Annotated in this window: 30 protein-coding genes, 24 tRNA genes and 2 rRNA genes; 6 read left to right on the top strand and 50 right to left on the bottom strand. The window is 41.1% G+C overall.

Going from position 1 to position 24,538, the window contains the following annotated elements:
- Window positions 1-248: 248 nt before the first annotated feature.
- The 19 genes from AT864_RS07390 to AT864_RS07315 form a co-directional block, all read right to left on the bottom strand.
- Window positions 249-1,022: a hypothetical protein gene (locus AT864_RS07390; RefSeq protein ID WP_066147807.1), complete on the bottom strand. Its 774-nt coding sequence runs from the start codon at window positions 1,020-1,022 to the stop codon at window positions 249-251.
- Window positions 1,023-1,251: 229 nt separating this feature from the next.
- Window positions 1,252-1,794, bottom strand: a complete 543-nt coding sequence (locus tag AT864_RS07385; RefSeq protein ID WP_066147805.1) for a site-specific integrase — start codon at window positions 1,792-1,794, stop codon at window positions 1,252-1,254.
- Window positions 1,791-2,258, bottom strand: a complete 468-nt coding sequence (locus tag AT864_RS07380) for an ArpU family phage packaging/lysis transcriptional regulator (RefSeq protein WP_066147802.1) — start codon at window positions 2,256-2,258, stop codon at window positions 1,791-1,793. The genes AT864_RS07385 and AT864_RS07380 overlap by 4 nt, the downstream gene beginning before the upstream one ends.
- A gap of 13 nt (window positions 2,259-2,271) precedes the next feature.
- A complete protein-coding gene (locus AT864_RS07375; protein ID WP_066147800.1) occupies window positions 2,272-2,463 on the bottom strand; it encodes a hypothetical protein in 192 nt (63 codons plus the stop codon).
- Between the two features lie 343 nt (window positions 2,464-2,806).
- Window positions 2,807-2,950, bottom strand: coding sequence for a hypothetical protein (locus tag AT864_RS17880; RefSeq protein WP_156450510.1), 144 nt, complete (start codon window positions 2,948-2,950; stop codon window positions 2,807-2,809).
- 76 nt (window positions 2,951-3,026) lie between these two features.
- On the bottom strand, window positions 3,027-3,149 hold the full coding sequence (locus AT864_RS18500) for a hypothetical protein (protein ID WP_255357499.1): 123 nt from the start codon (window positions 3,147-3,149) through the stop codon (window positions 3,027-3,029).
- A 1-nt stretch (window position 3,150) separates the two neighbouring features.
- A complete protein-coding gene (locus AT864_RS07370; RefSeq protein WP_066147797.1) occupies window positions 3,151-3,360 on the bottom strand; it encodes an XtrA/YqaO family protein in 210 nt (69 codons plus the stop codon).
- A gap of 96 nt (window positions 3,361-3,456) precedes the next feature.
- Entirely contained in the window at window positions 3,457-3,678 is a 222-nt protein-coding gene (locus AT864_RS07365) for an ASCH domain-containing protein (RefSeq protein WP_369815502.1), read from the bottom strand.
- A 16-nt stretch (window positions 3,679-3,694) separates the two neighbouring features.
- On the bottom strand, window positions 3,695-4,510 hold the full coding sequence (locus AT864_RS07360; RefSeq protein ID WP_066147794.1) for a DNA adenine methylase: 816 nt from the start codon (window positions 4,508-4,510) through the stop codon (window positions 3,695-3,697).
- Window positions 4,511-4,563: 53 nt separating this feature from the next.
- The gene (locus AT864_RS18120) at window positions 4,564-4,731 is read right to left on the bottom strand and encodes a hypothetical protein (protein ID WP_197431006.1); all 168 of its coding nucleotides are present in this window, start codon (window positions 4,729-4,731) and stop codon (window positions 4,564-4,566) included.
- A 68-nt stretch (window positions 4,732-4,799) separates the two neighbouring features.
- Complete coding sequence (locus AT864_RS17520) at window positions 4,800-4,991, bottom strand: Fur-regulated basic protein FbpA (RefSeq protein ID WP_082741656.1); 192 nt, start codon at window positions 4,989-4,991, stop codon at window positions 4,800-4,802.
- 14 nt (window positions 4,992-5,005) lie between these two features.
- A complete protein-coding gene (locus AT864_RS07350; RefSeq protein WP_066147790.1) occupies window positions 5,006-5,209 on the bottom strand; it encodes a hypothetical protein in 204 nt (67 codons plus the stop codon).
- 5 nt (window positions 5,210-5,214) lie between these two features.
- Window positions 5,215-6,186 (bottom strand): DnaD domain-containing protein, encoded by a 972-nt coding sequence (locus tag AT864_RS07345; RefSeq protein ID WP_066147788.1) that lies wholly within the window; start codon window positions 6,184-6,186, stop codon window positions 5,215-5,217.
- Between the two features lie 222 nt (window positions 6,187-6,408).
- Window positions 6,409-6,795 carry a zinc-finger domain-containing protein gene (locus AT864_RS07340; RefSeq protein ID WP_066147787.1) on the bottom strand — a complete coding sequence of 129 codons (387 nt, stop codon included), beginning with the start codon at window positions 6,793-6,795 and terminating at the stop codon, window positions 6,409-6,411.
- Complete coding sequence (locus tag AT864_RS07335) at window positions 6,788-7,054, bottom strand: hypothetical protein (protein ID WP_066147784.1); 267 nt, start codon at window positions 7,052-7,054, stop codon at window positions 6,788-6,790. Before AT864_RS07335 ends, AT864_RS07340 begins: the two co-directional genes overlap by 8 nt.
- A gap of 245 nt (window positions 7,055-7,299) precedes the next feature.
- Window positions 7,300-7,578 (bottom strand): hypothetical protein, encoded by a 279-nt coding sequence (locus AT864_RS07330; RefSeq protein ID WP_066147781.1) that lies wholly within the window; start codon window positions 7,576-7,578, stop codon window positions 7,300-7,302.
- Between the two features lie 191 nt (window positions 7,579-7,769).
- Window positions 7,770-8,291 (bottom strand): helix-turn-helix transcriptional regulator, encoded by a 522-nt coding sequence (locus AT864_RS07325; RefSeq protein WP_156450508.1) that lies wholly within the window; start codon window positions 8,289-8,291, stop codon window positions 7,770-7,772.
- A gap of 42 nt (window positions 8,292-8,333) precedes the next feature.
- Entirely contained in the window at window positions 8,334-8,501 is a 168-nt protein-coding gene (locus AT864_RS18115; protein WP_197431005.1) for a hypothetical protein, read from the bottom strand.
- 122 nt (window positions 8,502-8,623) lie between these two features.
- The gene (locus tag AT864_RS07315; protein WP_066147776.1) at window positions 8,624-8,821 is read right to left on the bottom strand and encodes a helix-turn-helix transcriptional regulator; all 198 of its coding nucleotides are present in this window, start codon (window positions 8,819-8,821) and stop codon (window positions 8,624-8,626) included.
- Window positions 8,822-8,973: 152 nt separating this feature from the next.
- Between AT864_RS07315 and AT864_RS07310 the strand changes: the two genes are divergently transcribed.
- The 5 genes from AT864_RS07310 (at window position 8,974) to AT864_RS07290 (ending at window position 14,299) form a co-directional block, all read left to right on the top strand.
- The gene (locus AT864_RS07310; protein WP_066147774.1) at window positions 8,974-9,387 is read left to right on the top strand and encodes a helix-turn-helix domain-containing protein; all 414 of its coding nucleotides are present in this window, start codon (window positions 8,974-8,976) and stop codon (window positions 9,385-9,387) included.
- 251 nt (window positions 9,388-9,638) lie between these two features.
- A complete protein-coding gene (locus AT864_RS07305) occupies window positions 9,639-11,186 on the top strand; it encodes an HIRAN domain-containing protein (protein WP_066147771.1) in 1,548 nt (515 codons plus the stop codon).
- A gap of 81 nt (window positions 11,187-11,267) precedes the next feature.
- On the top strand, window positions 11,268-11,753 hold the full coding sequence (locus AT864_RS07300; RefSeq protein WP_066147768.1) for an ImmA/IrrE family metallo-endopeptidase: 486 nt from the start codon (window positions 11,268-11,270) through the stop codon (window positions 11,751-11,753).
- Between the two features lie 26 nt (window positions 11,754-11,779).
- Window positions 11,780-12,655, top strand: a complete 876-nt coding sequence (locus AT864_RS07295; protein ID WP_066147761.1) for a hypothetical protein — start codon at window positions 11,780-11,782, stop codon at window positions 12,653-12,655.
- Window positions 12,656-12,745: 90 nt separating this feature from the next.
- Window positions 12,746-14,299 carry a recombinase family protein gene (locus AT864_RS07290; RefSeq protein ID WP_066147758.1) on the top strand — a complete coding sequence of 518 codons (1,554 nt, stop codon included), beginning with the start codon at window positions 12,746-12,748 and terminating at the stop codon, window positions 14,297-14,299.
- On the opposite strand, the gene yhbH is transcribed toward AT864_RS07290, so the two are convergent.
- From yhbH to queG, 5 genes are all read right to left on the bottom strand, one after another.
- Window positions 14,289-15,461: a sporulation protein YhbH gene (gene yhbH, locus AT864_RS07285; RefSeq protein WP_066147755.1), complete on the bottom strand. Its 1,173-nt coding sequence runs from the start codon at window positions 15,459-15,461 to the stop codon at window positions 14,289-14,291. The genes AT864_RS07290 and yhbH overlap by 11 nt on opposite strands.
- Before the next feature lie 207 nt (window positions 15,462-15,668).
- The gene (locus tag AT864_RS07280) at window positions 15,669-17,564 is read right to left on the bottom strand and encodes a PrkA family serine protein kinase (RefSeq protein ID WP_044745212.1); all 1,896 of its coding nucleotides are present in this window, start codon (window positions 17,562-17,564) and stop codon (window positions 15,669-15,671) included.
- 306 nt (window positions 17,565-17,870) lie between these two features.
- Window positions 17,871-18,344, bottom strand: a complete 474-nt coding sequence (gene trmL, locus AT864_RS07275; protein ID WP_044745211.1) for a tRNA (uridine(34)/cytosine(34)/5-carboxymethylaminomethyluridine(34)-2'-O)-methyltransferase TrmL — start codon at window positions 18,342-18,344, stop codon at window positions 17,871-17,873.
- A gap of 40 nt (window positions 18,345-18,384) precedes the next feature.
- Window positions 18,385-19,248: an amidase domain-containing protein gene (locus AT864_RS07270; RefSeq protein WP_044745210.1), complete on the bottom strand. Its 864-nt coding sequence runs from the start codon at window positions 19,246-19,248 to the stop codon at window positions 18,385-18,387.
- 32 nt (window positions 19,249-19,280) lie between these two features.
- Window positions 19,281-20,450 carry a tRNA epoxyqueuosine(34) reductase QueG gene (gene queG, locus AT864_RS07265; protein WP_066147752.1) on the bottom strand — a complete coding sequence of 390 codons (1,170 nt, stop codon included), beginning with the start codon at window positions 20,448-20,450 and terminating at the stop codon, window positions 19,281-19,283.
- 68 nt (window positions 20,451-20,518) lie between these two features.
- Here queG and AT864_RS07260 point away from each other — a divergent pair, with 68 nt between their 5' ends.
- The gene (locus tag AT864_RS07260; protein ID WP_066147749.1) at window positions 20,519-21,184 is read left to right on the top strand and encodes a B3/4 domain-containing protein; all 666 of its coding nucleotides are present in this window, start codon (window positions 20,519-20,521) and stop codon (window positions 21,182-21,184) included.
- Window positions 21,185-21,265: 81 nt separating this feature from the next.
- On the opposite strand, the gene AT864_RS07255 is transcribed toward AT864_RS07260, so the two are convergent.
- The 26 genes from AT864_RS07255 to AT864_RS07130 all read right to left on the bottom strand — a co-directional run.
- Window positions 21,266-21,339, bottom strand: a tRNA-Gly gene (locus tag AT864_RS07255).
- Between the two features lie 277 nt (window positions 21,340-21,616).
- Window positions 21,617-21,703: transfer RNA gene (locus AT864_RS07250), tRNA-Leu, on the bottom strand.
- Window positions 21,704-21,798: 95 nt separating this feature from the next.
- Window positions 21,799-21,869: transfer RNA gene (locus AT864_RS07245), tRNA-Cys, on the bottom strand.
- A 5-nt stretch (window positions 21,870-21,874) separates the two neighbouring features.
- Window positions 21,875-21,946 (bottom strand) — tRNA-Gly (locus AT864_RS07240).
- Window positions 21,947-21,949: 3 nt separating this feature from the next.
- Window positions 21,950-22,024 (bottom strand) — tRNA-Gln (locus AT864_RS07235).
- Between the two features lie 21 nt (window positions 22,025-22,045).
- Window positions 22,046-22,118: transfer RNA gene (locus tag AT864_RS07230), tRNA-His, on the bottom strand.
- 12 nt (window positions 22,119-22,130) lie between these two features.
- Window positions 22,131-22,204: transfer RNA gene (locus AT864_RS07225), tRNA-Trp, on the bottom strand.
- A 3-nt stretch (window positions 22,205-22,207) separates the two neighbouring features.
- Window positions 22,208-22,292: transfer RNA gene (locus AT864_RS07220), tRNA-Tyr, on the bottom strand.
- 20 nt (window positions 22,293-22,312) lie between these two features.
- Window positions 22,313-22,385, bottom strand: a tRNA-Thr gene (locus AT864_RS07215).
- Window positions 22,386-22,650: 265 nt separating this feature from the next.
- Window positions 22,651-22,726 (bottom strand) — tRNA-Phe (locus tag AT864_RS07210).
- 11 nt (window positions 22,727-22,737) lie between these two features.
- Window positions 22,738-22,813, bottom strand: a tRNA-Asp gene (locus AT864_RS07205).
- Between the two features lie 8 nt (window positions 22,814-22,821).
- Window positions 22,822-22,898: transfer RNA gene (locus AT864_RS07200), tRNA-Met, on the bottom strand.
- A gap of 25 nt (window positions 22,899-22,923) precedes the next feature.
- Window positions 22,924-23,016 (bottom strand) — tRNA-Ser (locus tag AT864_RS07195).
- Between the two features lie 14 nt (window positions 23,017-23,030).
- Window positions 23,031-23,107, bottom strand: a tRNA-Ile gene (locus AT864_RS07190).
- 13 nt (window positions 23,108-23,120) lie between these two features.
- A tRNA-Met gene (locus AT864_RS07185) sits at window positions 23,121-23,194 on the bottom strand.
- 13 nt (window positions 23,195-23,207) lie between these two features.
- Window positions 23,208-23,283 (bottom strand) — tRNA-Ala (locus AT864_RS07180).
- Window positions 23,284-23,294: 11 nt separating this feature from the next.
- A tRNA-Pro gene (locus tag AT864_RS07175) sits at window positions 23,295-23,371 on the bottom strand.
- Window positions 23,372-23,373: 2 nt separating this feature from the next.
- Window positions 23,374-23,450: transfer RNA gene (locus AT864_RS07170), tRNA-Arg, on the bottom strand.
- Between the two features lie 3 nt (window positions 23,451-23,453).
- Window positions 23,454-23,539 (bottom strand) — tRNA-Leu (locus AT864_RS07165).
- A gap of 5 nt (window positions 23,540-23,544) precedes the next feature.
- Window positions 23,545-23,619 (bottom strand) — tRNA-Gly (locus tag AT864_RS07160).
- Between the two features lie 22 nt (window positions 23,620-23,641).
- Window positions 23,642-23,726: transfer RNA gene (locus tag AT864_RS07155), tRNA-Leu, on the bottom strand.
- A gap of 7 nt (window positions 23,727-23,733) precedes the next feature.
- A tRNA-Lys gene (locus AT864_RS07150) sits at window positions 23,734-23,806 on the bottom strand.
- Between the two features lie 19 nt (window positions 23,807-23,825).
- Window positions 23,826-23,901, bottom strand: a tRNA-Thr gene (locus AT864_RS07145).
- A gap of 174 nt (window positions 23,902-24,075) precedes the next feature.
- A tRNA-Val gene (locus tag AT864_RS07140) sits at window positions 24,076-24,151 on the bottom strand.
- A 10-nt stretch (window positions 24,152-24,161) separates the two neighbouring features.
- Window positions 24,162-24,278 (bottom strand): 5S ribosomal RNA (rrf, locus tag AT864_RS07135).
- A gap of 141 nt (window positions 24,279-24,419) precedes the next feature.
- Window positions 24,420-24,538: ribosomal RNA gene (locus tag AT864_RS07130) — 23S ribosomal RNA — on the bottom strand; the annotation flags it as partial.

Genomic DNA, 24,538 nt, shown 5'->3' with positions numbered 1-24,538 from the left:
CAAATTCCGACAAAAGATTCGAATGTGCTATTTATATAGGTGATAATACCTTTTCACTTTTCCCCCTTTGGTATGGATGTCCCCTACACCAAAGGGCTTTTTTGTGTCCAAAGAAAAACGCCACCCAAACGGGTGACGCATGAAAGAGAGACGTACCCTACTTCAACAAAATATCCACGATACAATCATAGCATGTCTAAAACCAAATATCCTGCCGCTTTTCTGCCAAAATTCTGCCACTCTTTAAATTATGTATTTGTAATTGCAACTTTAGAAAATCTCATCGTGTAACCACTAAATAGTTTTTCTGTTGGAACTAACACAGTGAAGCTTGAGATGTCACCAATATCAATATTCAAAGGCTCTTCAATATATTTATTTAAAATAACCAGCCTGTATTCTCTTTGATATTTAAACTGTTCATCTTTCCAGAAATAAAGATCAGACTTAAATTGTACAAAATCCTCAAAGCGTTCTTGATTATTAACTGTATAATCATCATATTTTACAAACTTAGCTTTATATGAATATCCGAGTTCATCTAATTTTTTCGTTACTGTATCCATGAAATGCTTAGGAGAAATCACTAATGCATAGTCCCCAAATTCCTCAATTATGGTCTTTTTCTCTTCCTCTGAATAGTTTAGAGAAACTTCTATATAATCTTCGCCCTCATCAACCAATTTTAAAGCTGATGCGTTAATTCCTGTTAAACAAAACACCGGTTTGTAAATTAAGTCATCGAATATAAGAGTGAGTCTTGCAGCAATTCCTTCAAGCAGTACTTCTTCAGTTTCAGGATGAAGCATTTTGATATCCATATTACTCATAACATGAGTAGCCTCAAGAACATCTCCAATGCCTTTCTTCCCATGTTGTTTCTCCCAATCAATATACGCCTTGAAATTTTTCATATGTAGTGTACCTGACTGAAGCATTTCTAAATACTTTTTCTTTGAGAACTTCACAAACAGATAAGCATGATCATTACTTAAGCCATAATCAAGTAGATTCTTTTCCATAATAAAACTCCCCCCCTTCTTAGATAAATTATAAATTCCACTATGTCTAAGCTAATTCCTTCTAATTACCCATATCTTATATTGTGTGTAATTGGGTAATTTGCTGGATCCGTTGTTATTATTGGATTTAGCAGATATGTATAAATGAATTACACACTCCATATTTTATGGTGAATTAAGAGAGAAAAAAAGAAAAAAGTACTCATTTCTTCCAAAAAAAATGAGTACTTTAAATCTTGAATTTCGTCATTGCTCGGTCCATCGAATCTTGATTCACTCCAATGTACTTGAGCGTAATTTCCGGCGATGAATGGTTGAAAATCTCTTGCAACATGGCTACGTCCTTCGTTTGTTGGTAAAAATGGTACCCAAACGTTTTGCGCAGGGTGTGCGTGCCGATTTCATTCAGACGAAAATGTTCGGCCGCCTTGCGCAAGATTTTGTAGGCCATGCTGCGACCAATAGGTTTATTGCGTCCATTGCGGCTTTTAATTAAGTATTCATCATCATTTTTACCATCAATATATCGATTCAGTTCCCTCTTTAAAGATGGAGTAATACGCAAACGTTTTCGCTTGCCGGTTTTCTTTTCTTTAATGATAATATGAGTGCCCTTCACATCCCCAACTTTCAACTTCAAAATGTCTGAAATACGTAATCCTGTATTAATACCGACTAAAAACAGTAAGTAATTGCGCTGGCTCTGCTCTTTCAAGTATTGCTTAATAGCTTCGATCTTTTCTGGATCTCGAATCGGCTGAACTAGATTCATAACGATACCGCCTCACTTTCTTCTTTTTTATAAACCTCGATTCTTAAAGCAAAAGCAAGTTTATAGAATGCTCTTGATTTCAGTCGATAATATTTTCGTTCGCTCATACCCAATTCATTGTAAATTTCATAATCAAATACATCTTCTTCCGTCATATAGCGTCGAATCAAAATCGCACGTTCCCAGTAACTTAAACGATTGACTGCCATCGCCACCCGTTTAATATATTCGCTGCGCTCTCGCTCGTAGTCCACATTACGAATGGCAGTTTCTTCTGTTGAGGAATGATACTTGTTTGTATTGGAAATGGGAACATCCAGTGAATATTGTTGAGTGACTTTGGGCAACTTGTCTAATGACTGAGTAAGAAGAAACATACGATATTTCTCCAGTGCTGCTTCCACCGATTTTTTCGTAGCGTCACGATCAATTTCAGCTAATACAAATTCTAATTGCTTTTCCATTATCTCAACCTCCTTATCGTTGTCTAAAAGCTCCGCCTTTGCCGCGGCGATAAACCGGCCGATCCATTCCCATGAGTTCCCTCAGTTCACGCTCCGAAAAATCTTTCCTTGCCCGCTTGGGTTTTGGTTCCTTTTGATTTCTTGCTGGGCGATGCATTTTGTTCACTTTCATCCATTTATGTAGTTGCTGTTGCATCGTTCTCATTATGCATTCCTCCTAATTTAAAAAATAAAAAAGGACACCAATCATACAGAAATAGCCATGCCATTCTGCACAATCAGTGTCCTCACGCTCTCGGTCTCGGACATATTTGGTTCTGTTTCCATTATATCAAGCTGAATGTATGCGATGTCAATTCAAAACATTAGAAGGTGCGACAACCCATTCAGCATCTTCGATAGGCGGCATTTCTCCTAAACGTTCAACCGACTGTCTCCGTATATCTTGAATCTTTTCGACAAAACCATCCGTTTGCGTTCTACTTTGGTTTTCAAAACAGTCACCTTCATCATTCACATTATCTTCGTACTACGCATTAAAAAGAGGCTTACTTATAGTTAAAATTAAAATAGTCAGGATTAAAATTTCGCTTTTTCAATTCTTCTATTGCTTGTAAAATAAGTTCTTCTGTTTCGTGTTCCTCTATCCAGATTATTTTCCCTGTTGCTTTATCAACAACCTCTAGTTTCAATTTTGATCCTCCTTTCGTTACACAATTTGTGTCTTGAGCGATGCAAAGAAGCATCGCTCTATCGTCGTACTGTTCACTAAACAAAAGTTACCGTATCTTCTTCCTCGTCATAAACAGCAATCCAAGGAACTGTTTTCAGCAATTCGGCTTTCATCGCAGCAATTTTTTCTACGTCCCTAATGGGCTGGACTGTGCGCATCCTAAAACAACTCACTTTCCTCGAATTTGATTCTTGCTGTTTTTCCCTTTGCTGTTTCAATGATCGTAAAACCGTGTTCGACGGCTTCTGCTACCTTTGCTTTCCCTTGCACACCGTCAATCACAACGACAAGCACTTTTCCTGGAACAACCGGATGCGAGACTGTCATGTTATCTATATCAATCTGCAATTCTTGCGCTCTTTTACTCACCGGAATCCCTCCGCTATGTTATAATGTTAGTAGGCTGTCGGGAGAAATCCCGGTTTTTTATTTGTTCTTCCCATTTAGCTCAGTAGTCAAAGACCTTCATCTTTCTGCCCATTCCCACAGACCAACAGGATTCCCTATTCCATGTTTGTTCATTACTCGGATTATTTCAGATTCATAAAAAGCTTCATAATCAATCGTTTTTCCTGCATGTATAGCAATTTTTCCTCGATAATTTGTTTTCCATGAGCGTGTTTCAAATTTCTTTTCGCCAAGAGCAATTAAGGTTGCCCAAGGTTGTTTAATAGTAATAGCCTTCATTCCTTTACCTTCTTTCCTACCAATATCCCACCTCAAACAAGTTAATTTGTCCAGCCTGTTCAGCAGCTATTCGATTGATCCATAAACATTCTTTCTTTTTTGAACCTGCTTCTGCAGTTACAATACGTTCTTCACGATGCCAATTCTTTAAATATTTTTGATAAAGAGCATTTTCGTACCCAGATAGTAAAACTGGCCCTTGATGATCCATTAACACTTCCAATAAATCCATATGAGCTTGTTCATTCATTTCATACGCATAATGCCGATTAGTTCTTGTCGATCTAACATAAGGTGGGTCAGCATAAATAAGTACGTTCTCTCGGTTATATCTTTGAATAAGTTGTACAGCATCTTGATTTTCAATTTGTGCATTTTTCAAGCGATTGGTTACCTTTAGGATTACATCCGGTATCTCTGCCCATTGTTTGGTATTATTTGGGCTATTCGCAGAAATCGAAGATCTCCATCCAGTTCTGTCACTTGTCTTTGCTCCAATAGCTTGCCAACAACGAACTAAAAAACGCCTCGCATCTTCTAATGGATCCGGAGAAAGTTCGTAGCTTGCTTGATATTCCTCTCTTGAAAATGGGGTAAAAGCGACAAGTCTTGCTAATTCATATGGGTGGGCTCGAATAACTTTAAATAGATTAACGACCCTACTGTCAATGTCGTTAATTGTTTCTATTTTTGCTGGTTCTTTATTAAAAAAAATCGCTCCCGAGCCGAAATAAGGTTCCAAATAGACTTCATGCGCTGGCATATGATCAATTATCCAATTGACCATACTCCATTTACTCCCGGGATAGTTCAGAACTCTAGGTACACCCAATTATTTCAACCTCCTTTTTCACTTCAAAACAACTCGCTTTCCCCTGCACACCATCAATTACAAGATTTTGTCCGCTTGCGATTCTGCGGCCAGCGCCAGTCAATGAGCCGGCGATTGTCATGATCGTACTGCTTTGGCCGCGGCCGATTCCGATAAGCTTCCAACTCCTCGGGTGTCAAATAGCTGACGGTCACCGGGCCATTGAATGACTTTTGTTTCATGTGTTTTCCCTCCTAATCGGCGTTTCATTTCGTCACGCGCCCGCTGTTTGTAGCAATCAGGGCATTTTTCATAGTGAAGAATGACGTGCAGCTGTTTGAACGTTGCCTTTGACCAATCCACGGCGCTCCTCCCTTTCCAATCGCTCGTATTCCCGCTGAATTTCCTCAAGAGTCAACTTCGAGAGAGAACGGCCATCACTACCTGAAAAAATACCTTTTCGCCGCAGCCGTTGAATCAGTACATGCTTGAGTAAAAGCAACTGTTTCACCTCCGCTATGTTTGTTTGAAAAAGCGATCCAACTTTGATGGCGGATAACCTCTCCCATTCACTTGAACCGACACAAGCCGCTCTCTCGTAATCTCGTATCGTTCCAAAATCTCGGACAAAACCGCATCGGATTGAATACTGCCGGTGAAGCCAACGACTCGTCCAATGTCGTTTCGATATTCCAAACGGATCCATAATGGGTAGCCCATCAACATCACCCGTCAGGATTGTTTTTATATTTTTTCAGCCGTTCTTCTAGCTCACGCCGCTTGCGTTCCAACTCTTCTTCACTAGGTTGCTTTTCGTCTTCATGTTGTGAGTAGTCGGGATTGAGCCAATCCGGGATCATTTCCGTGCGAGTCCGCTTTCTCGATCCGTTAGAGCCATTGCGTTTTTTCGCTTGCTGCTCTTTGAACGCTAGTTGAGCAGCACGAACCTGCTCGACCGTTCGATATCCTTTCGAAGCCCAGTCGCGCAAAATGGTTTCGACGTAGCTCCATGCTTTCGCGCCGTTCTCCACCGCCGTTTTCATAGCCTCTATGACAATTTCCTTAGACATATCATCAATCCAAGCGGCCATTCTCTCGCCTATATACCCACCAACTGCTCCAAAACAGTTTTGTTCAAAAAAACTGACAACCTCTCGAAAATCACGCGCGCGCTCTTCTTCTACTTCTTCTTTTTTCTCTGTAGTATTCTCTGTAGTATTCTCTGGTATTGGTCTGTTCAAATTGAGCAGCTCGTCTGTGCAATTTGAACAGATGGACTGTTCATTTTGAGCAGATGGACTGTCGATTTCGTCAGTCGACTGCTCATTTTGAACAGTCGAAGTATCAACTTGAGCAGTCGATTGTTCATCTTGAAGTTGCTGCAACTTTTCGTAGTTGATTCGATACCATTTTGTTTTATCGATTTTGGAACGGTTGAAATTCCCAGCGACAATCAATCCTTGTTTTTCAAGCTTTGTAATAATGCGACGAATCGTGCTCTCCGACCAGAACGGGAATTGCTCTTGCCATTCCTCATAGGTGTTATAAACCCATTTATGCCCTTCATGAACGTTAGTGCTACGCTCCAGCCAATAATGAAGTTGCTGTAAAATAATACTTTCGTTAAGCCCTACTGTAGCCGCTAACGATGGTAAAATCACTAACGGTTCATCGTCTAAAAGAAGCCTTGTTGCCATTGGTATCCCCCCCTTGCTTAAAGATGCGGCTTGTGCTAGAATTCTGAAATATCCACCTGTATCTGATTTGTTCCAAGTTCACCGGCTATTTCTAAAGCAATCCGCCGGCACTCCGAAACGGTAAGCGCGTGAATGAGTGCCGTATGGATCGTTTTTAAATAGCCATTTTCTTTTATTACAAATTCCACTTCAAAAAGCATATTTGAGATTATGAAGCATACATTATAGTGGATGCTTCATATCCTCCTTTCTACTGTTTGAAATTCCACCTTTTTTGATGAGCTGACGAAGCTTCAAATATACTGCATTCCTGTCTCTCTCCAGCCTCGCTGCAAGCTGAGAAATAGACAGGATTTGACGGTGATTCCACAAATACAGCTCCTCTTCTGCCGTCCATCTCCCTTTCTTCGACGGCGGCTCTACATTTGGATTAGTGTGTGTCTCGTGTTGCTCCAATTGGGATGAGAGTGCTTGCATTCGCTTTCCAATCGGACAAGTTGTCAAGCATTTGCTATCCTTTCCGTCATTACGTTCATCGCATAGAGCGCAATGCGTATCAAGCAATTGCGAGATTTGCAGACGAATGTGTTTTTTCTCCCTCCTATTCATGAATCATCATCCTTTCAGAGGACACAAAATCAATCCGAATTCCACGTCTACGCAGGTCCTTTACCACTTCCATCAATTTGGCACGACGAACTCTTTTTTCTTCAATTTCCTGTAGTCGTTTCGCTAAAAACTGCAGCTCAGAGATTTCAATTTTCATCGATTCATAGTCCCGATTCTGTACAGCATCCTGGATGTACTCGATGCATTGCAATGTTTTCTCTAGCAGAATCACTTCCTGTAAAAGATCGTTTTCTTGCATCTGCTATCCTCCTTTCAACTTGATGCCAGACGTCGTTGCAATGACCATACATGTATTGTGGCGCGGCTCCCCTTTCGGATCGTCGCTCGCTCTCGCTCGGTCTGGGCGCTTATGCGCATCGACCGGAGCACAAACCGATCATAGGCAGGGGGCACCCGTCGGCTTGCGCTGCCGTCGACAAGCATAAGCTTGCCGAACTTGCTTTCTATTGAAAGTAATGATATTTTAAATGTAGACCTTGATTTTTAAATGGCAGTGAGCGTGTCGCTTGCTGCTTTTTCTTTTTGCATGTATGAACGATAAAATTGATACTGGAATTTTTGCCGTTCTCTATCAATCTCGTTGGCCAGCTCTAAATAAATGCCTCGTTCTGTCTCTTTTCCCAACAGAAGAAACAAGTTGGCTCTTCTCCGCAGCGCCTTCACGATTAAAATCATTTCCATGCCGTCCAGTTCCGGCTTGTTGGTCGCAAGCACTTTGTTGTAGGCAATGTCAAACATCTTTTTTTGGTCTTCGGCCACCAATGCACGGTATCCCCTCATTGCACTTAGAACCACACCATATACAGGAAGTTCGAAGCAAAGTGAGTGTTTCATCGCATCACCAATTCCTTAAAGCGTCCTTTTCCGTCTTGCCATTCCTCGTTTAGTTCCTGTAACTCGATACGCAAAAATCCTTTTAAGTGTTCAATTGCATGATCCATAACTTTACCTCCTCATTGCTTAATGAACCCTTTTGTTTTGAGCTTCAGCCGATGCTTTTGCCACATCTTGAACCATGAAAAACCGTAATCCACACATATCACAGCCACATATTGCGTGAGCGCCACAATCGCATCAATCGCTTGTAAAATCGCTTCTTCAAGCTGTTTCCTGTCAAACTCTTTGATAGATCTTGGGTGGTTGGCGACACAGACACTTTCAATCGCTTCAATTGCTTCAGTAAGCTCCTCTCTCGTCTTCATCGCCACACTGGCCCGATGGAGATCCACAGCCTCGCCATCCAGCTTCACCGGCCCCCATCCGGTGTACTCGGCCGCCGCCTCCATAGCGACCCACGGATTGTTGTGCTGCTCAGCGAAATACTTGGATATGTTAGGCTGCACTCGATACCGCCCGTTCTCCTGATGCGATACCGATTCGCGAGATTCATAAATTTCAAATGAAAGCTGCTGCTGGGTCATGTTGGCTTCCTTTCGTGCTTCTTTTACTGCATCTGCACTTCTACCATTTGTCACTTTTTTCTTTCTCCTTTCTACCGACAACAACGGGAATCAATGTTATGATTTTCTTGAATAGCAATCCAGAACGGCTTGGGCAATTTGTTTTAAAACCGGATTGCCCTTTTCCCATTCCTTTTCAAACCATTCCTTCCGTTCGTCCGCGCTCATGTGGACGAGTGGGGAGTGAATAATCACCGTGGTGTTTCCGTATTTGAATTTCTTCATGTCCGCATTCCCCCTTTGTTCATGTGTATGCGGAGCATGAGGAGGACTTGATGACATTTGTTTCACCTCCCGTTATTTAATAAATAAGGCTCTTAGTTAGAAAAACACAAATCGTGCGGTTTCTAACTAAAAAAAATTGACTCGACAGAAACCCCATAATAATTTGCGATTCTTAGCTTAATTTCGTCTTTTGGCACTCGTTGAGCATTTTCATACATTTGCAAAGCACTTACACTTATCTTTAATGCTCTAGCTACTTCTTCACGTGATCGACTACCACGTAGAGTTACTAAAGTTTCTGCGATCTTTTCTTTATTCAATTCTAATAACACCTCACAACTGCACATATTGTGTTCTTGTTTTAAATATTAAAACAACACATTGTGTGTTGTCAACACTTTTTGTGTCCTTTTCCATTATTATATTTTATTTAACACATTATGTGTTAAAATTTATAAGTAGGTGAGAATATATGACTTTTGGAAAAAGATTACGATTCCTTAGAAAAAAGCGAAAGTTAACACAGAAAGATTTAGCTGAGCAGTTTAAACTTGGAGAAAGTACAATCGGAATGTATGAAAGAGATGAGAGAGAACCATCCTTTGAATTTGTTAAACAACTCGCCGACTTTTTCGATGTCACCACTGACTACTTGCTCGGTCGCACGGACGATCCAAATCCGCAAGAAAGCCAGACTGATGTAGGTTTAGGTACGCTTGCAAAAATCAACCAACTCATCAAAGAATACGGCATTGAACAAATGGGCTTCTTCGATATCGAAAAGTGGAAGCATCTATCAGAAGAAGAAATCGAGGAAATAATCAGGCACTTTGAGTGGGTTGTGCATAAGGCGAGGGAGAAGAATAGAGAAGGCAATAATTATTAAGTGTTACTAAAATAAACTATATAAACACTGATGGTATGACAGCATTGAACGTCTTCTCAGGTATTTCACTAGGTGGTTAGCAAAATAACATGCTTATCCCCATCTTGATCCTTTTTAAACGAATAAACCACTATAAAAAATAATTATCTAAACATTACATACTGCTGGTATGTAATGTTTTTATATTTACATAAAACCAACTCTTACTTCTCTCAACACTAAAATATTATCCGAACAAAGGACTGATCCTCATGACATATCCAATAATTGATGTAACAAAATGGCTGATTGATTATACTAAAGGTCCTGGTAAAGGCAATCGAGAAAAAGAATGGATTTTAAATCCTGAGAATTTGATCTCTGGAATGTTTAAAATTCCAAGAGCAGATAGAGGCGAACATTGGGCAGAAAAATTATGTAGCGAAATTGCTAAATTAATTGGATTTCCTTGTGCTCGGGTAGATTTAGCTATCAGAAACGAAGTTTACGGTTGCCTAAGCTATTTTTTCGTAGACAAAGATAATGGGTATGTTCATCATGACGGGGGTACATTCTTTCCATTTTATTATGATGATGAAAAGAACAGAGGATATAATATACAATTAATAATGGAAGTTCTCAAACAACAAGGGATACCATTCGAACAGTTTTTATTCATCATTATATTTGATGCGTTGGTAGCCAATGGAGATCGGCACCAAGATAATTGGGGAATTACACGTCATGATAATCGAAGTGAAGTATTCATCTCTCCACTTTATGACAATAGTGCCTGTTTAGGTAGGGATTTAACACAAGAGCGCTTAATTAAATATAATAGTTCCGAGGAACAGCTTCTTCGATACATCTATAAAGGCAAATCAAAAATTGGATGGGATGAGATTAGGAATGAAAATCACTTCCGTTTGGTTAGACGACTTGGAAAGCTTTATCCAAGTGAGATAAGGCAGCTGATTTATCAATTAAGAAAACTAGACGATTATTCCATTGAAAACATTGTTAATAAATTGCCAGCCGAAGTAATTTCATGTGAACACAAAGAATTCGTAAAAAAGTTTCTCAAAAAGAGACGTGATATTCTAATTAGAATAGGTGAGAATATGAATCATAAGGTAGAAAATGTACTCTTAATTTGGAAAGACCCTAAAACAAGAAGACGTTTTATCGTAGGACGACTATCTTACAACGAACCAGCTGATACCTACAAATTTTCTTATGACTCTCCTGAGTTAGAGGAAGCTTTAGAACACGGTTTTATTAACTTTCCAAACTTTCCTGATTTAGATATGTCCTATGAAATTAAAGGTAAGTTGTTCCAGAGCATAAAAAACCGCCTACCTAATCCTAAACGTCCAGATTTTGCAACCATTCTCGAGCGATATGGGTTAGACATATCTAATTCTGATATGGAAATATTAGTTGCGACTAAAGGAAGACTAGCAACTGATAACTTTGAGTTTGTAAAAGAGATAAATTACGCGTTTGGTACACCATTTTCAGTGACTTTTGATTTAGCAGGGGCTAGGCACTGCGAATTTCCCCAGGTTTCTTCACAACTGAAGATTAATGACCCTATCTTTCTTGAAGCTGAGACGGATAATCTCTACGATCAAAATGCTGTTAAAGTGTTGACTGCACAACGAGTGCATATCGGATATGTTCCGAGATATTATTCTAGGCACTTCATAAATCTAATAAACAGCAATGTAGACTATATAGCAAAAATAGCTAAACTAGATGTTACAAATCAATCACCTGATGAATGGGCATCGATAAAAGTAACTGTTATATCCTCCTAAGAAAAAAGCCTTCCTTGGCTTTTTTCTTTTTCTTGCCAAAACAAACATAAGTTCGTATAATCTCCTTAAGGAGGGGATTTTATGCAATTATGCCACTACTATACTACAGCCCTTGAAGATTGGGTTACGAAATTGTACACACGATTAGGGATCTTCCATCCCACCCACATTGACATCTTCTTTATCGCACAGAAAATGAATATCTTCCTTCGCGAAAAACCATTCCCGTCAACTCATCAAGTCGTCGGTCGTTTTCGCTGCATTACGATTGACTCACGCTTGTCAAACGAAGAAAAGCGTGAGGCATTCTTTCATGAGTTATGCCATATCCTTCGCCATGTCGGCTTACAAAGTATGATGCCAGAAGCGTTTCGCGAGTTACAAGAACGGGATGCTCGAAATTTTACAAAATATGCAGCAATTCCAGCGCATATGCTTACATACATTGAATGGGATGCCCCTTACATAGTTGAGCAGATGACTAATATATTTAGGATAACACCTGAATTATGTATGGCTAGACTATATCAAATTGAAAACCGAATAATGGTAACACAGGAAATTTAAATTTTATTGATTGGAGTGGCATACAAATGGAATTAAATATTGATGTAATATTAAAATACGGAGCTACCTTGATTTCCTTATTTTGCACATTATTCATATTTAAACCTAATATCATTACTTTTTTTACATCCTCCAAAAGTGAAAGAATGTTGCTCAACAAAGAATTGAGGAAGCTTTATGACATATCTGTTTTTATTTTTTTCTTTGTTACAATCCCTTTTGTTATCACACATGATACAGTCAAACAAAAAGGGATCATCTATTCCTTTGTAGACACAAACATACAATATTTTCTTTATATCATTTTAGTCGGATTTATCTTTTCAATATTCTTTAATATTAGATTTAAACGATATAAACATATTAGATTCAAACTCTATAATTTCAAAGATGTGAGTAACAATCGTTTAAGAATAGAATTTATTTTTATGTATCTATTTTTATGGTTTGTTTTTTTGACTTCTTCCACTATAGTTTTCGGAATAATCTTAAATCTTGCGTGCGTAGAAAAATCAGTTCCAAGCATTGCTACTGTAATCGCTTATACTCCTCTGTACATTCTTCAACTATATCCTTTTAGAAGAATATTAAACAAATTGATTTATGAGGAAGTTAAAGCAAAAATCATCCTCACCAATGGACAGGTAATATGCAATGCTTTTGTATTACATCCTACCTACGGAAGCAAAATTCTTATTGGTGATAAGCCAGAGCAGGTCTATTGTACACAGTTAATCGCTATTCCTAAGGACAAAATAGAGTATATTGAATTTCTTGTTACCCCAAAAGCATATTATGATCCTAAGGATTATAAAAACAGCAAAATTATAATTTCTTCTTATGAAACCAGACAGCAAATCTTAAAAAACGTTGAGGATATACAAAAGAATTTGAAACTATAACCAAACCGAACACGGATAATCTAGTCCGTGTTTTTTCATGCAATTGATAAATGTGTATAGATATTTATATAATTGTGTAGAGGTGATGTTATGTACAGGCCAACTAACTTGGATGTTTTCATATACCTTCGAAAAAGCCGGAAAGACATCGAGGAAGAGAAAAAAGCAGCCGAATCTGGCACGTTATACGACACATTGCAACGTCATAGGGATAACTTGCTGGCTGTGGCACGCAAGGAAGGACATAATATCCTCGGGATCTTCGAGGAGATTGTTTCCGGTGAATCGATCGCTGAACGTACTGAAATACAGAAGCTACTGCGTGAGCTAGAAACAGGAATTGCCGATGCCGTGCTTGTGATGGATATTGACCGTCTCGGCCGCGGTGATATGCTCGATCAAGGGATTCTAGACCGGGCATTTCGCTACTCCGGAGCCAAAATCATTACTCCGACGGAAGTTTACGATCCTGAAAGCGAAAACTGGGAGCTTGTTTTTGGCGTGAAGTCTATTGTGTCGCGCGAAGAGCTCAAAGTCATCACCAAACGTTTGCAAGGCGGCCGGCGTGATGCAGCAGCCAAAGGGAAATCGATTACCAAAAAGCCACCGTATGGCTATCTTCGTGACGAGAAGCTCAAACTATACCCCGATCCCGATACTGCATGGGTAGTAGTGAAAATTTTTGAAATGATGCGAGATGGACATGGGCGTCAAGCGATTGCTGCAGAATTGGACAAATTGGGAGTGAAGCCACCCGATGAAAAGCGTACTTTTTGGTCTCCATCCAGTATCACAGCAATCATCAAGAATGAAGTCTATATGGGGCATATCATTTGGGGGAAAGTAAAATACATAAAACAAAATGGAACGTATCGACGTAAGAAAATGCCGCCGGAACGCTGGTATGTGAAAGAGAATGCTCATGAGCCACTTGTATCGAAAGAACTTTGGGAAGCAGCCAATAAAGCTCATACAGGGCGCTGGCGTCCGTCTACGATTGAAAATAAATCGCTGTCCAATCCTTTGGCCGGATTGCTGAAATGCGAAATTTGCGGCTATACTATGTGGTACCAACCGCGAAAAGATCGACCGAATCCTATCATTCGATGTGCCAGTCCTCGATGCAAAGGAGTTCAAAAAGGAGCGTTGCTTCCTCTTGTTGAAGAACGGATACTACAATCACTCGCTGAATTCGTCGATCAGTTTGAAGTGCAAGAGCAAATGCTAGAGAAAAGAGAACGACAATCTGTCATCCCTCTCAAACAAAAGGCACTTGAAAAAAAAGAGAAGGAACTCAAAGAACTGACCACGCAAAAGGACAACCTTCACGACTTGTTGGAACGCGGAATCTATACCGTGGAAGTGTTCTTGGAACGTCAACAAAGCGTGGCGGAGCGCATCAAAAAGACACAGGAAGAAATGGCTCAGCTGCAGCAAGAAATCGAAAAAGAACAGCTCAAAGAAAAAAACATCAACGAATACATTCCAACAGTGAAAAAAGTGTTAGAAGCATACCTCCAGACGGATGACGTAGAAAAGAAAAATCGCCTTCTCAAATCGGTACTTGAGAAAGCGACATACTTAAGAAAACCCGAATGGACGAAGAAAGATCAATTTTTGATACAGTTATACCCTAAAATCTAGAGGCCATGGCCTCCTTTTTTTGTGGCGAAAAGAAGTGTTTCAACGCTTGGAACACATCTGATTTTTGTTTTAAAATGTAGTAGTTAAAGCGTTCGTCTTTAATATTTTGATACGCCCTCATAAGTGTAGAGGGTGTACGATTGTACTGGTTCACCTCTCCATATCCAAACATATTGGACACCTTCATTAATTCATTCACAAGCTTTACACATCGGGCGTTATCGGAGGTGAGATTGTCTCCGTCTGAGAAATGAAACGGATAAATGTTATAGCGCGAAGGTGAATATTTAGTTTCCACCAATTCAAGCGCTTTTCTGTAGGCTGATGAACAAATGGTTCCTCCGCTCTCCCCTTTTGTGAAAAATTCCTCTTCTGTTACCACCTTCGCTTCTGTATGATGAGCGATAAAAGCAATTTCCACCGTTTCATATTTTGTACGCAAAAACCGTGTCATCCAGAAGAAAAAGCTGCGAGCCATATACTTTTCCCATAGACCCATAGAGCCACTCGTGTCCATCATCGCAAGAACAACCGCTTTCGAATCTGGCTTGACGACTTCATTCCATGTTTTAAATTTTAAATCTTCCGGATAAATTGGATAAAAGCTTGGATTTCCGCTCATCGCATTTCGCTTAAATGCGGACATCATCGTTCGTTTTTTATCAATATTTCCCATCAATCCGGTTCGGCGAATGTCGTTAAACTCAATGTGTTGAACAGTATTTTGATCTGCTTCCTTTCGTTTTAGATCCGGAAGCTCTAACTGGCTAAATAAAGCCTCTTGCAGCTCTAATAGTGAAACTTCGGCCTCATAGTAATCGTCTCCTGCTTGATCACCAGCTCCTTGCCCCTTACCTGGTCCTTTTTGTCCTTCTCCAGAACCATCACGAGCAACCACGTCACCTACTTGACTGTCCCCATCTCCTTGGCCGACATGTTTATTTTTATCGTAGTTATAACGAATTTTATACTCATCTAAAGAACGAATTGGAATTTTAATCACATCGCGACCATTTGACATAATGATGCTTTCTTCAGTAATTAAGTCAGCTAAGTTATTTTTTATCGCTTCTTTTACTTTTTCCTGATGCCTTTTTTGATCATCATGTCCTTTCCGATGGAGGGACCAGTCTTCTTTTGATACAATAAAATTTCCACTCATTGTTTCCCCTCCTAATCACATTTTTTACCCTTTCATCATATACTGGTGTTGGCGTCTACAAACATACAATAATGGCGGTTGTTTACTCTATCCTATGCAAAAACCAAAAATAATTGACAAATAATTAAGAAAATTAGTCCCCATTTCTCCGTAAGACAAGCCTAAAATCCCAATGGATGAAAAAAGCATGCCTGATGCTGAGGCATGCTAGCGATTCAATAAGCTTCCGACATAACGGAGCAAATCATTGGCAGACGTTGAATTATATCCATATTCATCGATAAGGCGGGCAACCACCTCGTTAATTCTTTTAAGTTGTTGCTCATCCGGCGTTTTTGTGGATGTTGTAATTTTTACGATGTCCTTCAAATCAGCGAATAATTTCTTTTGAATCGCTTCCCGCAATCGTTCATGGGAGTTGTAATCAAATCGTTGCCCTTTTCGCGCATATGCTGAAATACGAATTAAAATTTCTTCACGAAATGCTTTCTTTGCATTTTCCGAAATGCCAATTTGTTCCTCGATCGAACGCATGAGTTTTTCATCCGGATTCATTTCTTCTCCTGTTAACGGATCCCGCAATTTTGTTTTATTGCAATACGCTTCTACATTGTCTAGATAATTATCCATTAATGTTTTAGCGGATTCTTCGTACGAGTAGACAAATGCTTTTTGCACCTCTTGCTTTGCAATTTCATCATACTCTTTTCGCGCCAAGGAAATGAAATTTAAATATCGCTCGCGATCTTCTTTTGAAATAGATGGATGTTGGTTCAGCCCTTCTTTTAATGAACGAAGCACATCTAATGCATTAATGGATGGCACTTCCTTGCGAATAATGCATGAAGAAATGCGGTTAATCACATAACGCGGATCAATTCCGCTCATTCCTTCATCGGTATATTCCTTCTTCAATTCCTCTACATCGACTTCATTAAACCCTTCTACGGTTTCACCGTCATATAAACGCATTTTCTTCAGCAAATCAATATCTGGACGCTTTGGCTCCTTCAATCTCGTCAGAATCGTAAACATGGCTGCGACACGAAGTGTGTGCGGTGCAATATGCACATCTGCAACATCGCTTTCCCGAATCATTTTCTCATAAATTCGTTCTTCCTCAGACACCTTTAAATTATATGGAATCGGCATCACAATAATCCGTGAATGAAGCGCCTCATTCTTTTTGTTAGAGATAAAAGAGCGGTATTCCGTTTCGTTTGTGTGAGCGACAATTAATTCATCTGCGCTAATTAATGCGAATCTGCCAGCTTTGAAATTTCCTTCTTGTGTTAGTGAAAGCAAATGCCATAAAAATTTTTCATCACACTTTAACATTTCTTGAAATTCCATCATTCCGCGATTCGCTTTGTTCAATTCACCATCAAATCGATAGGCGCGAGGATCAGACTCTGAACCATACTGAGCAATCGTTGAAAAATCAATGCTTCCTGTTAAATCGGCAATATCTTGTGATTTAGGATCGGATGGACTAAATGTACCAATTCCGACGCGCTTATTTTCTGAAAAGAAAATTCTTTCGACCATTACATCTTCAATTCGACCGCCATATTCTTTTTCCACTCTCATCATGTTAAGTGGCGAAAGCTCTCCTTCAATCCGTATTCCATACTCTTTGTAAAAATCATCACGCAGGTGATGGGGGATAAGATGGAGCGGGTCCTCATGCATTGGGCAGCCTTTAATGGCGTATACAGCCCCTCGTTCTGTTAGTGAATAAGCTTCCAATCCCCTCTTTAACATCGTAACAAGTGTTGACTTCCCTCCGCCGACCGGTCCCATCAATAACAAAATACGCTTCCGAACATCCAATCGTTTCGCGGCAGGGTGAAAATATTCTTCTACTAGGCGCTCAAGTGCTTCTTCTAAGCCAAACAACTGCCCGCTAAAAAAATTGTATCGTTTTTTTCCATCTACTTCCTCCACCCCGGCATCTTTAATCATATTATAGACACGCGAATGAGCGGACTGGGCAACCCATGGCTTTTCCTTTAAAACCTGCAAATATTCGGCGAAGGTTCCTTCCCACTTTAATCGTTGCTCATCTTCCCTGTATCTTTCGATTTTTTTTAAAATATCCATAAAGAACCTCCTTAATACTTGATGACTAACAACGAGATTATTACAATGTATGCGAGGATGTCCTTGATCATTCACTATAAAACAAAAATTTACTTGTTCCTCTAAACAATACTTGTCCCATGGGCTATAATAATAAGGAGAAGCGACTATTTATCACATAAGGAGGAAATTCACGATGAGAACATTACTCGTGCTCGGGGTCATCATTGCCTTTTTATCTGCCATTTTTACAGCTGGATATGACGACAAGCCAAGTGTAAAAAACTAAGCAATAAAAAACGACCTCCTCATGAAGGTCGTTTTTTGTTAATATAAGCCTTTAAATCCTTGCTGCCTGAGGGCTTCATACACCAGAATGGCAGCCGTATTGGATAAGTTTAATGAACGAACTTTATCGTTCATCGGGATGCGCAAGCAACGATCCATATTGTTTTCAATCAATTCTTTTGGAAGACCGCTTGTTTCACGTCCAAATACAAAGAAATAGTCCTTTTCGCGATCGCTAAAATCAAAAGAATCGTAATGCTTTTGACCAAATTTTGTAATAAAATAAAACTCCCCATCTTGATACTGATCAAATAACTCTTGTAACGAGTCATAGTAAAAAATATTGACATACTCCCAATAATCCAATCCTGCCCGCTTTAACATTTTATCATCCGTAGAAAATCCTAACGGCCGGATCAAATGCAATACTGTGTCCGTTGCTGCGCATGTACGTGCAATATTTCCAGTATTCGCTGGAATTTCTGGTTGATACAATACTACATGTAAAGCCACGTTTACTCACCTCAGATTTGATCTTTCTCGTTTTATTATACTATCCCTTATCCTCAATATGAAAAAATTTATACTGAATACTTGGAGTGTAGGCACTCGAATCTTCATACGACCAATATCTCATCCGGCTATTCGTTGTATGAGCATTTACGAGCGGCATGCCTTTTTGGTCTTTCGCGACTACAATCGTCGAGTGGTCAAAACGTCCGTCTCCTTGAAAATCATAACAAATAATATCGCCAGGCAACAACTGCTCTGGAGAGGTAACCTCTACTGCGTTCCACCCGGTATGCGCTCCTCCCAAATACCACCGAAAGGCATGAGCGACGGTCCAGCTATAGCTCCAATTGTTATTTTGCATCCACCATCCCTTGCCGCGCTCCGGATAGCCAACCATCGGCATTCCTCCCGCGTACAAGCATTGAGAAACAAAATTTGTACAATCAACGGAAAATTTAGGGAAACGGGGATTATAGCTGTTCCACCATGTTTCTGCATATTGAACAGCCTTGATTCGATCATATACATAAGCCTTTTTTTCTCCTTTTGCCATTCGTTCAACTGTATGTTCAGGCTCTATTCTATCTAAAATCGTCAGCTTATGATCTTCCACTAATTGTTTTTGCTCAAAACAAGCGCGCCTTGGCTCTGTCATTTCCTCTATATACATCCATTCACGTTGCTTTACTAAAAATTGATAATGCACGATATAATCAAGATCGATCTTCTCCCTGAGCTTCTGTTTTCGCCAAACCGTTCCCTTTATGCTACATTTTACGATTTCCGCATCCCGTTTCTGGAATAATTGCAGTTTTCTTTCAATCATTGGATCGTCTTTGCATCTCGATAATGAAACAAAGGATTGTGCCCGTTTTCTAAGCAGCTCTTCTAACTCTTTTTTCACATTGCCCACCACTTTTTCTTTTTTATTTTACATTATGTGATGGTCGGCTGATTTTTTCCATCTTTCCTTCTATTCATCAACAACTGCAATCCTTTTTTTATTTCTCGCAATACTTCTTCATCTTTTTCAATTTGTAAGGCCTCTTCTAAAATGGGCATAACATTTTCATCACCAATTTTCCCTAATGCCCAAGCTGCTGTTCCCCGGATGACTGGCCGACTATCTTCCTTTAGCAATTTTAACAAATCAGGAATGGCTGTCCGATCTTGAAAATGAGCTAATGCCAAAATAGCATTTCTTTGAATCGGCTTTTTCCCCCTCCATGCACCCGAAAGAGTCCCAAACTTTTCTCTAAACTCTCGATTCGTCATATGGAGAAGTGGCTTAAGTAATGGCTTCACCACCTCTGGATCCGGTTCCATTTCTTCGTGAAAATGAAAGTCCTTTCCTTTGTTTTCTGGGCACACTGTTTGGCAAGTATCACATCCGTATAAACGGTTGCCAATTTTTTCACGAAATTCATCTGCGATAAAACCTTTTGTCTGCGTTAAAAAAGCAATGCACCGTTGAGCGTTGAGCTGTCCCCCTTGGACAAGCGCTCCTGTCGGGCAAGCATCGAGGCATTTTGTACATGAACCACACCGATTTTCTATAGGATTATCTGGAGGAAACGGTATATTCGTGATCATTTCTCCCAAATACACATATGATCCAAACTCTGGAGTAATAATCGCACAGTTTTTGCCGCTCCAACCGATCCCGGCTCTCTCAGCCACAGCCCGATCCGCTAATTCTCCCGTATCTACCATTGATTTAACCTTTGCATTTGGCACTCTTTCTAAAATAAACTCCTTTAGCTTTAACAGACGCTCTTGCAAAATAATATGATAATCCGTTCCCCACGACGCCCTGCAAAAAATTCCGCGTTTTTCCTCTTTTGTGCTTCGAGGCGCATTTTTCATTTTCGAAGGATAAGCAAGCGCGATAGAAATAATGGATTTCGCTTCATCCAACAGCAGAGCGGGATCGGTTCTTTTTTCAATATCCGGCTCCTCAAATCCTGATTGATATCCAAGCTGTTGCTGAAGACGAAGGCGTTCCTTTAGTTCCACAAACGGATCAGCACTTGCAAAGCCAATTTTATCAATTCCGATGGTTTGGCTGTATTGAATAATATCTTCTTTCAATTTTTTCACATCCATGCTAATCCCTCCTTTCGCTAAAATATTAAATTCATGGTAAAATGAAATTAAAAACTAGAGGTGAACATATGAACATCAATATATCACAAACACTCAAGCATATCATTCCAACATTCAAAGTAGGAGTCATCACTTACAACAATATCGTAGTAGACGATTCTCCGCAAATGTTGAAGGGAAGATTGCAGCTTTTTCAAGAATCCATTTATTTTGAATGGCACGAGAAGCCTATTATTGAAATGAAAGAAATCAATGAATGGCGGCAAATTTTTAAAGCCATTGGAACTGATCCAAGTCGATATCGTCCTTCTTCAGAAAGCTTATATCGGCGTATACAAAAACAGCAATTTATTCCTTCCATTCACTCAGCTGCCGACATCAATAACTTCTTTTCCCTTTATTATAAAATACCGATCGGAATTTATGACGCCGACCAAATAAAGGGAGATATTTCGATTGAAGTCGGTACAGAGGAAGATCAATATCAGGCGATCAATGGCCGCCATGTTCAATTAGCTAAAAAACTGATTGCCAAAGATGAGCTTGGTCCATTTGGAAGCCCTATTGTAGATTCTGAACGCACGGCCGTTACATACAGTACCAAACAAGCCATACAAATCGTATACTTATCTCCAGCAATGGAGCAAACCGAGTGTGCAAAAATGATTAGCTCCATTCAAAGCATGTTCACACAGATTCATGGAGGAGAATCGACAATGAAAATCATACAATAAACGTGCATGTAAAAACAAAAAACGCAATGCCCCGTTCTCCTAAGAAACGAAACACTGCGTTGTCCCCTATGTATGTATAAATGGAGCGGGTGATGGGAATCGAACCCACGACATCAGCTTGGAAGGCTGAGGTTTTACCACTAAACTACACCCGCATAATTATCAAATTTTTCATTACAAATTTCTAGTGTCCCGATATGCCATGCCTCTTCCTCTACCAGTTCATTCTAAGATGCTTTGTGCGTCGAGGCAACTCGTCGTCTATACAATGATGTATCGCTCGCGGCTGAGGTTTTACCATTAAACTACACCCGTGCATATACTATAATAGCAACCACAGCTAAACAAAATTGTAATTTTTTGAAGCAAAAAAAGTAAAATTTTGTCGAAGCAAATTTAAAATAAAAAACAGGTCATCCCTGTTAAAATAAATGGTGCCGATGGTGGGAGTCGAACCCACACTCCCTCACGGGAACACGATTTTGAGTCGTGCGCGTCTGCCAATTCCGCCACATCGGCAAATCACAAACATCAGAACATGATATATTATACCACAAAACAAACTATTAGTCAACTAATTAAACAATAACAATTATATTCATTACATTTGATAAAGGCGGCACCCGGATTCGAACCGGGGGTAAAGGTTTTGCAGACCTCTGCCTTACCACTTGGCTATGCCGCCATCAAAGCGGAAGACGGGACTCGAACCCGCGACCCCCACCTTGGCAAGGTGGTGTTCTACCACTGAACTACTTCCGCATTTGGCTGGGGTAGCTGGATTCGAACCAACGCATCACGGAGTCAAAGTCCGTTGCCTTACCGCTTGGCTATACCCCAATCCTCTTCATATTCAAAAGGGGCGACTAGTGGGAATCGAACCCACGAATGCCAGAGCCACAATCTGGTGCGTTAACCACTTCGCCATAGCCGCCATGCTGTAAAATGGCAGGGGCAGTAGGAATCGAACCCACACCGGAGGTTTTGGAGACCTCTGTTCTACCATTAAACTATGCCCCTAACTGGTGGAGGGGGACGGATTCGAACCGCCGAACCCACAGGGAGCGGATTTACAGTCCGCCGCGTTTGGCCACTTCGCTACCCCTCCATTACTCAAAAAAGTTAAAATGCCGACTGCAGGACTTGAACCCGCAACCTACTGATTACGATTCAGTTGCTCTACCAATTGAGCTAAGTCGGCTTCATCCATAGAACTAACCATAAAAGCATATGTGTCCTGTGCCTCTTCCTCTTCAAGATATTTCAAGATGTCCAATGCGTCGAGGCAACTCGCAGTCATTTCACCGATGCTTCGCTCGTCTCTACCAATTGAGGTAGGCCGGCTTATTTCTATGAAAAATCAGCCATGACATAAGCTTTTTTGCGCTATTCTTCTAAATTATTCACCAAAGACAGCACTTTTCTCAGCAACTCATTCGCTTTATTTACAAACATTCACACAAAAATGGTGGCTCGGGACGGAATCGAACCGCCGACACAAGGATTTTCAGTCCTTTGCTCTACCGACTGAGCTACCGAGCCATACGCATTTATGGCGGTCCCGACGGGACTCGAACCCGCGATCTCCTGCGTGACAGGCAGGCATGTTAACCACTACACTACGGGACCATTTTGTTTGGTTGCGGGGGCAGGATTTGAACCTGCGACCTTCGGGTTATGAGCCCGACGAGCTACCTGGCTGCTCCACCCCGCGATGATCATTAGCTTATTAATATTGATGGCGGAGGAGGAGGGATTCGAACCCCCGCGCGCCTCTCGACGCCTCTCGGTTTTCAAGACCGACCCCTTCAGCCAGACTTGGGTACTCCTCCAAACAATTTCAAAATGGTGGACCTTGTAGGACTCGAACCTACGACCGGACGGTTATGAGCCGTCTGCTCTAACCAGCTGAGCTAAAGGTCCAAAATTCATAATATGGCGGTGGAGGGGATCGAACCCCCGACCTCACGGGTATGAACCGTACGCTCTAGCCAGCTGAGCTACACCGCCATACGTTAAATCATGGTGGAGCCTATCGGGATCGAACCGATGACCTCCTGCGTGCAAAGCAGGCGCTCTCCCAGCTGAGCTAAGGCCCCTTCGTTCCAAATGGTCGGGAAGACAGGATTCGAACCTGCGACCCCATGGTCCCAAACCATGTGCTCTACCAAGCTGAGCTACTTCCCGTATGGCGCGCTCGAGAGGATTCGAACCCCTAACCTTCTGATCCGTAGTCAGATGCTCTATCCAATTGAGCTACGAGCGCAGATGCCGAGGGCCGGACTCGAACCGGCACGGTAGTCACCTACCGCAGGATTTTAAGTCCTGTGCGTCTGCCAATTCCGCCACCCCGGCGTGGCTGGAGCGGAAGACGGGACTCGAACCCGCGACCCCCACCTTGGCAAGGTGGTGTTCTACCACTGAACTACTTCCGCATTGGCTCCTTATTCTTTATCATGGTGCGGGTGGAGGGACTTGAACCCCCACGCCGTGAGGCGCCAGATCCTAAGTCTGGTGCGTCTGCCAATTCCGCCACACCCGCAAAAAAGTGAGCCATGGAGGACTCGAACCTCCGACCCTCTGATTAAAAGTCAGATGCTCTACCTGCTGAGCTAATGGCTCCTGCTCCTATATTCTGTTATGGTGCCGGCTGCAGGACTTGAACCCGCAACCTACTGATTACAAGTCAGTTGCTCTACCAATTGAGCTAAGCCGGCATGATAGATAGTAATGGAACTATAAAAAGGATCAGGTTTTGTGCCTCTTCCTCTCCAAGACATTCCAAGATGTCCAATGCGTCGAGGCAACTCGTAGTCATTTCACCGATGCTTCGCTCGTCTCTACCAATTGAGCTAAGCCGGCGTCATCTATACTAGTTTTCATTGAAATAATGGTGGAGGATGACGGGATCGAACCGCCGACCCCTTGCTTGTAAGGCAAGTGCTCTCCCAGCTGAGCTAATCCTCCGATATGTAGCGCCTAGCAACGTCCTACTCTTGCAGGGGCGTTAGCCCCAACTACCATCGGCGCTGGAGAGCTTAACTTCCGTGTTCGGGATGGGAACGGGTGTGACCTCTCCGCCATCGTCACTAGGCTTGTTATTTCAAACAGACAAGTATTATTATAACGAGCATTTCGCCCATGTCAAGAACTTTTTGGTTCTTTCAAAACTAGATAACAGATCAGGGAAGAAAGGAGGCAGTGCTTTTCTTGGTGTCTAGCTCCCCTTTTCGTATTGGTTAAGTCCTCGATCGATTAGTATCCGTCAGCTACACGTGTCGCCACGCTTCCACCTCGGACCTATCTACCTCGTCATCTTCGAGGGATCTTACTTGCTTATGCAATGGGAAATCT

Source organism: Anoxybacillus sp. P3H1B, assembly GCF_001560855.1.
Taxonomy (GTDB): domain Bacteria; phylum Bacillota; class Bacilli; order Bacillales; family Anoxybacillaceae; genus Anoxybacteroides; species Anoxybacteroides rupiense.
The sequence above is the reverse complement of the archived record's forward strand: the minus strand, read 5'-3'. Positions and strand labels throughout refer to the sequence as shown.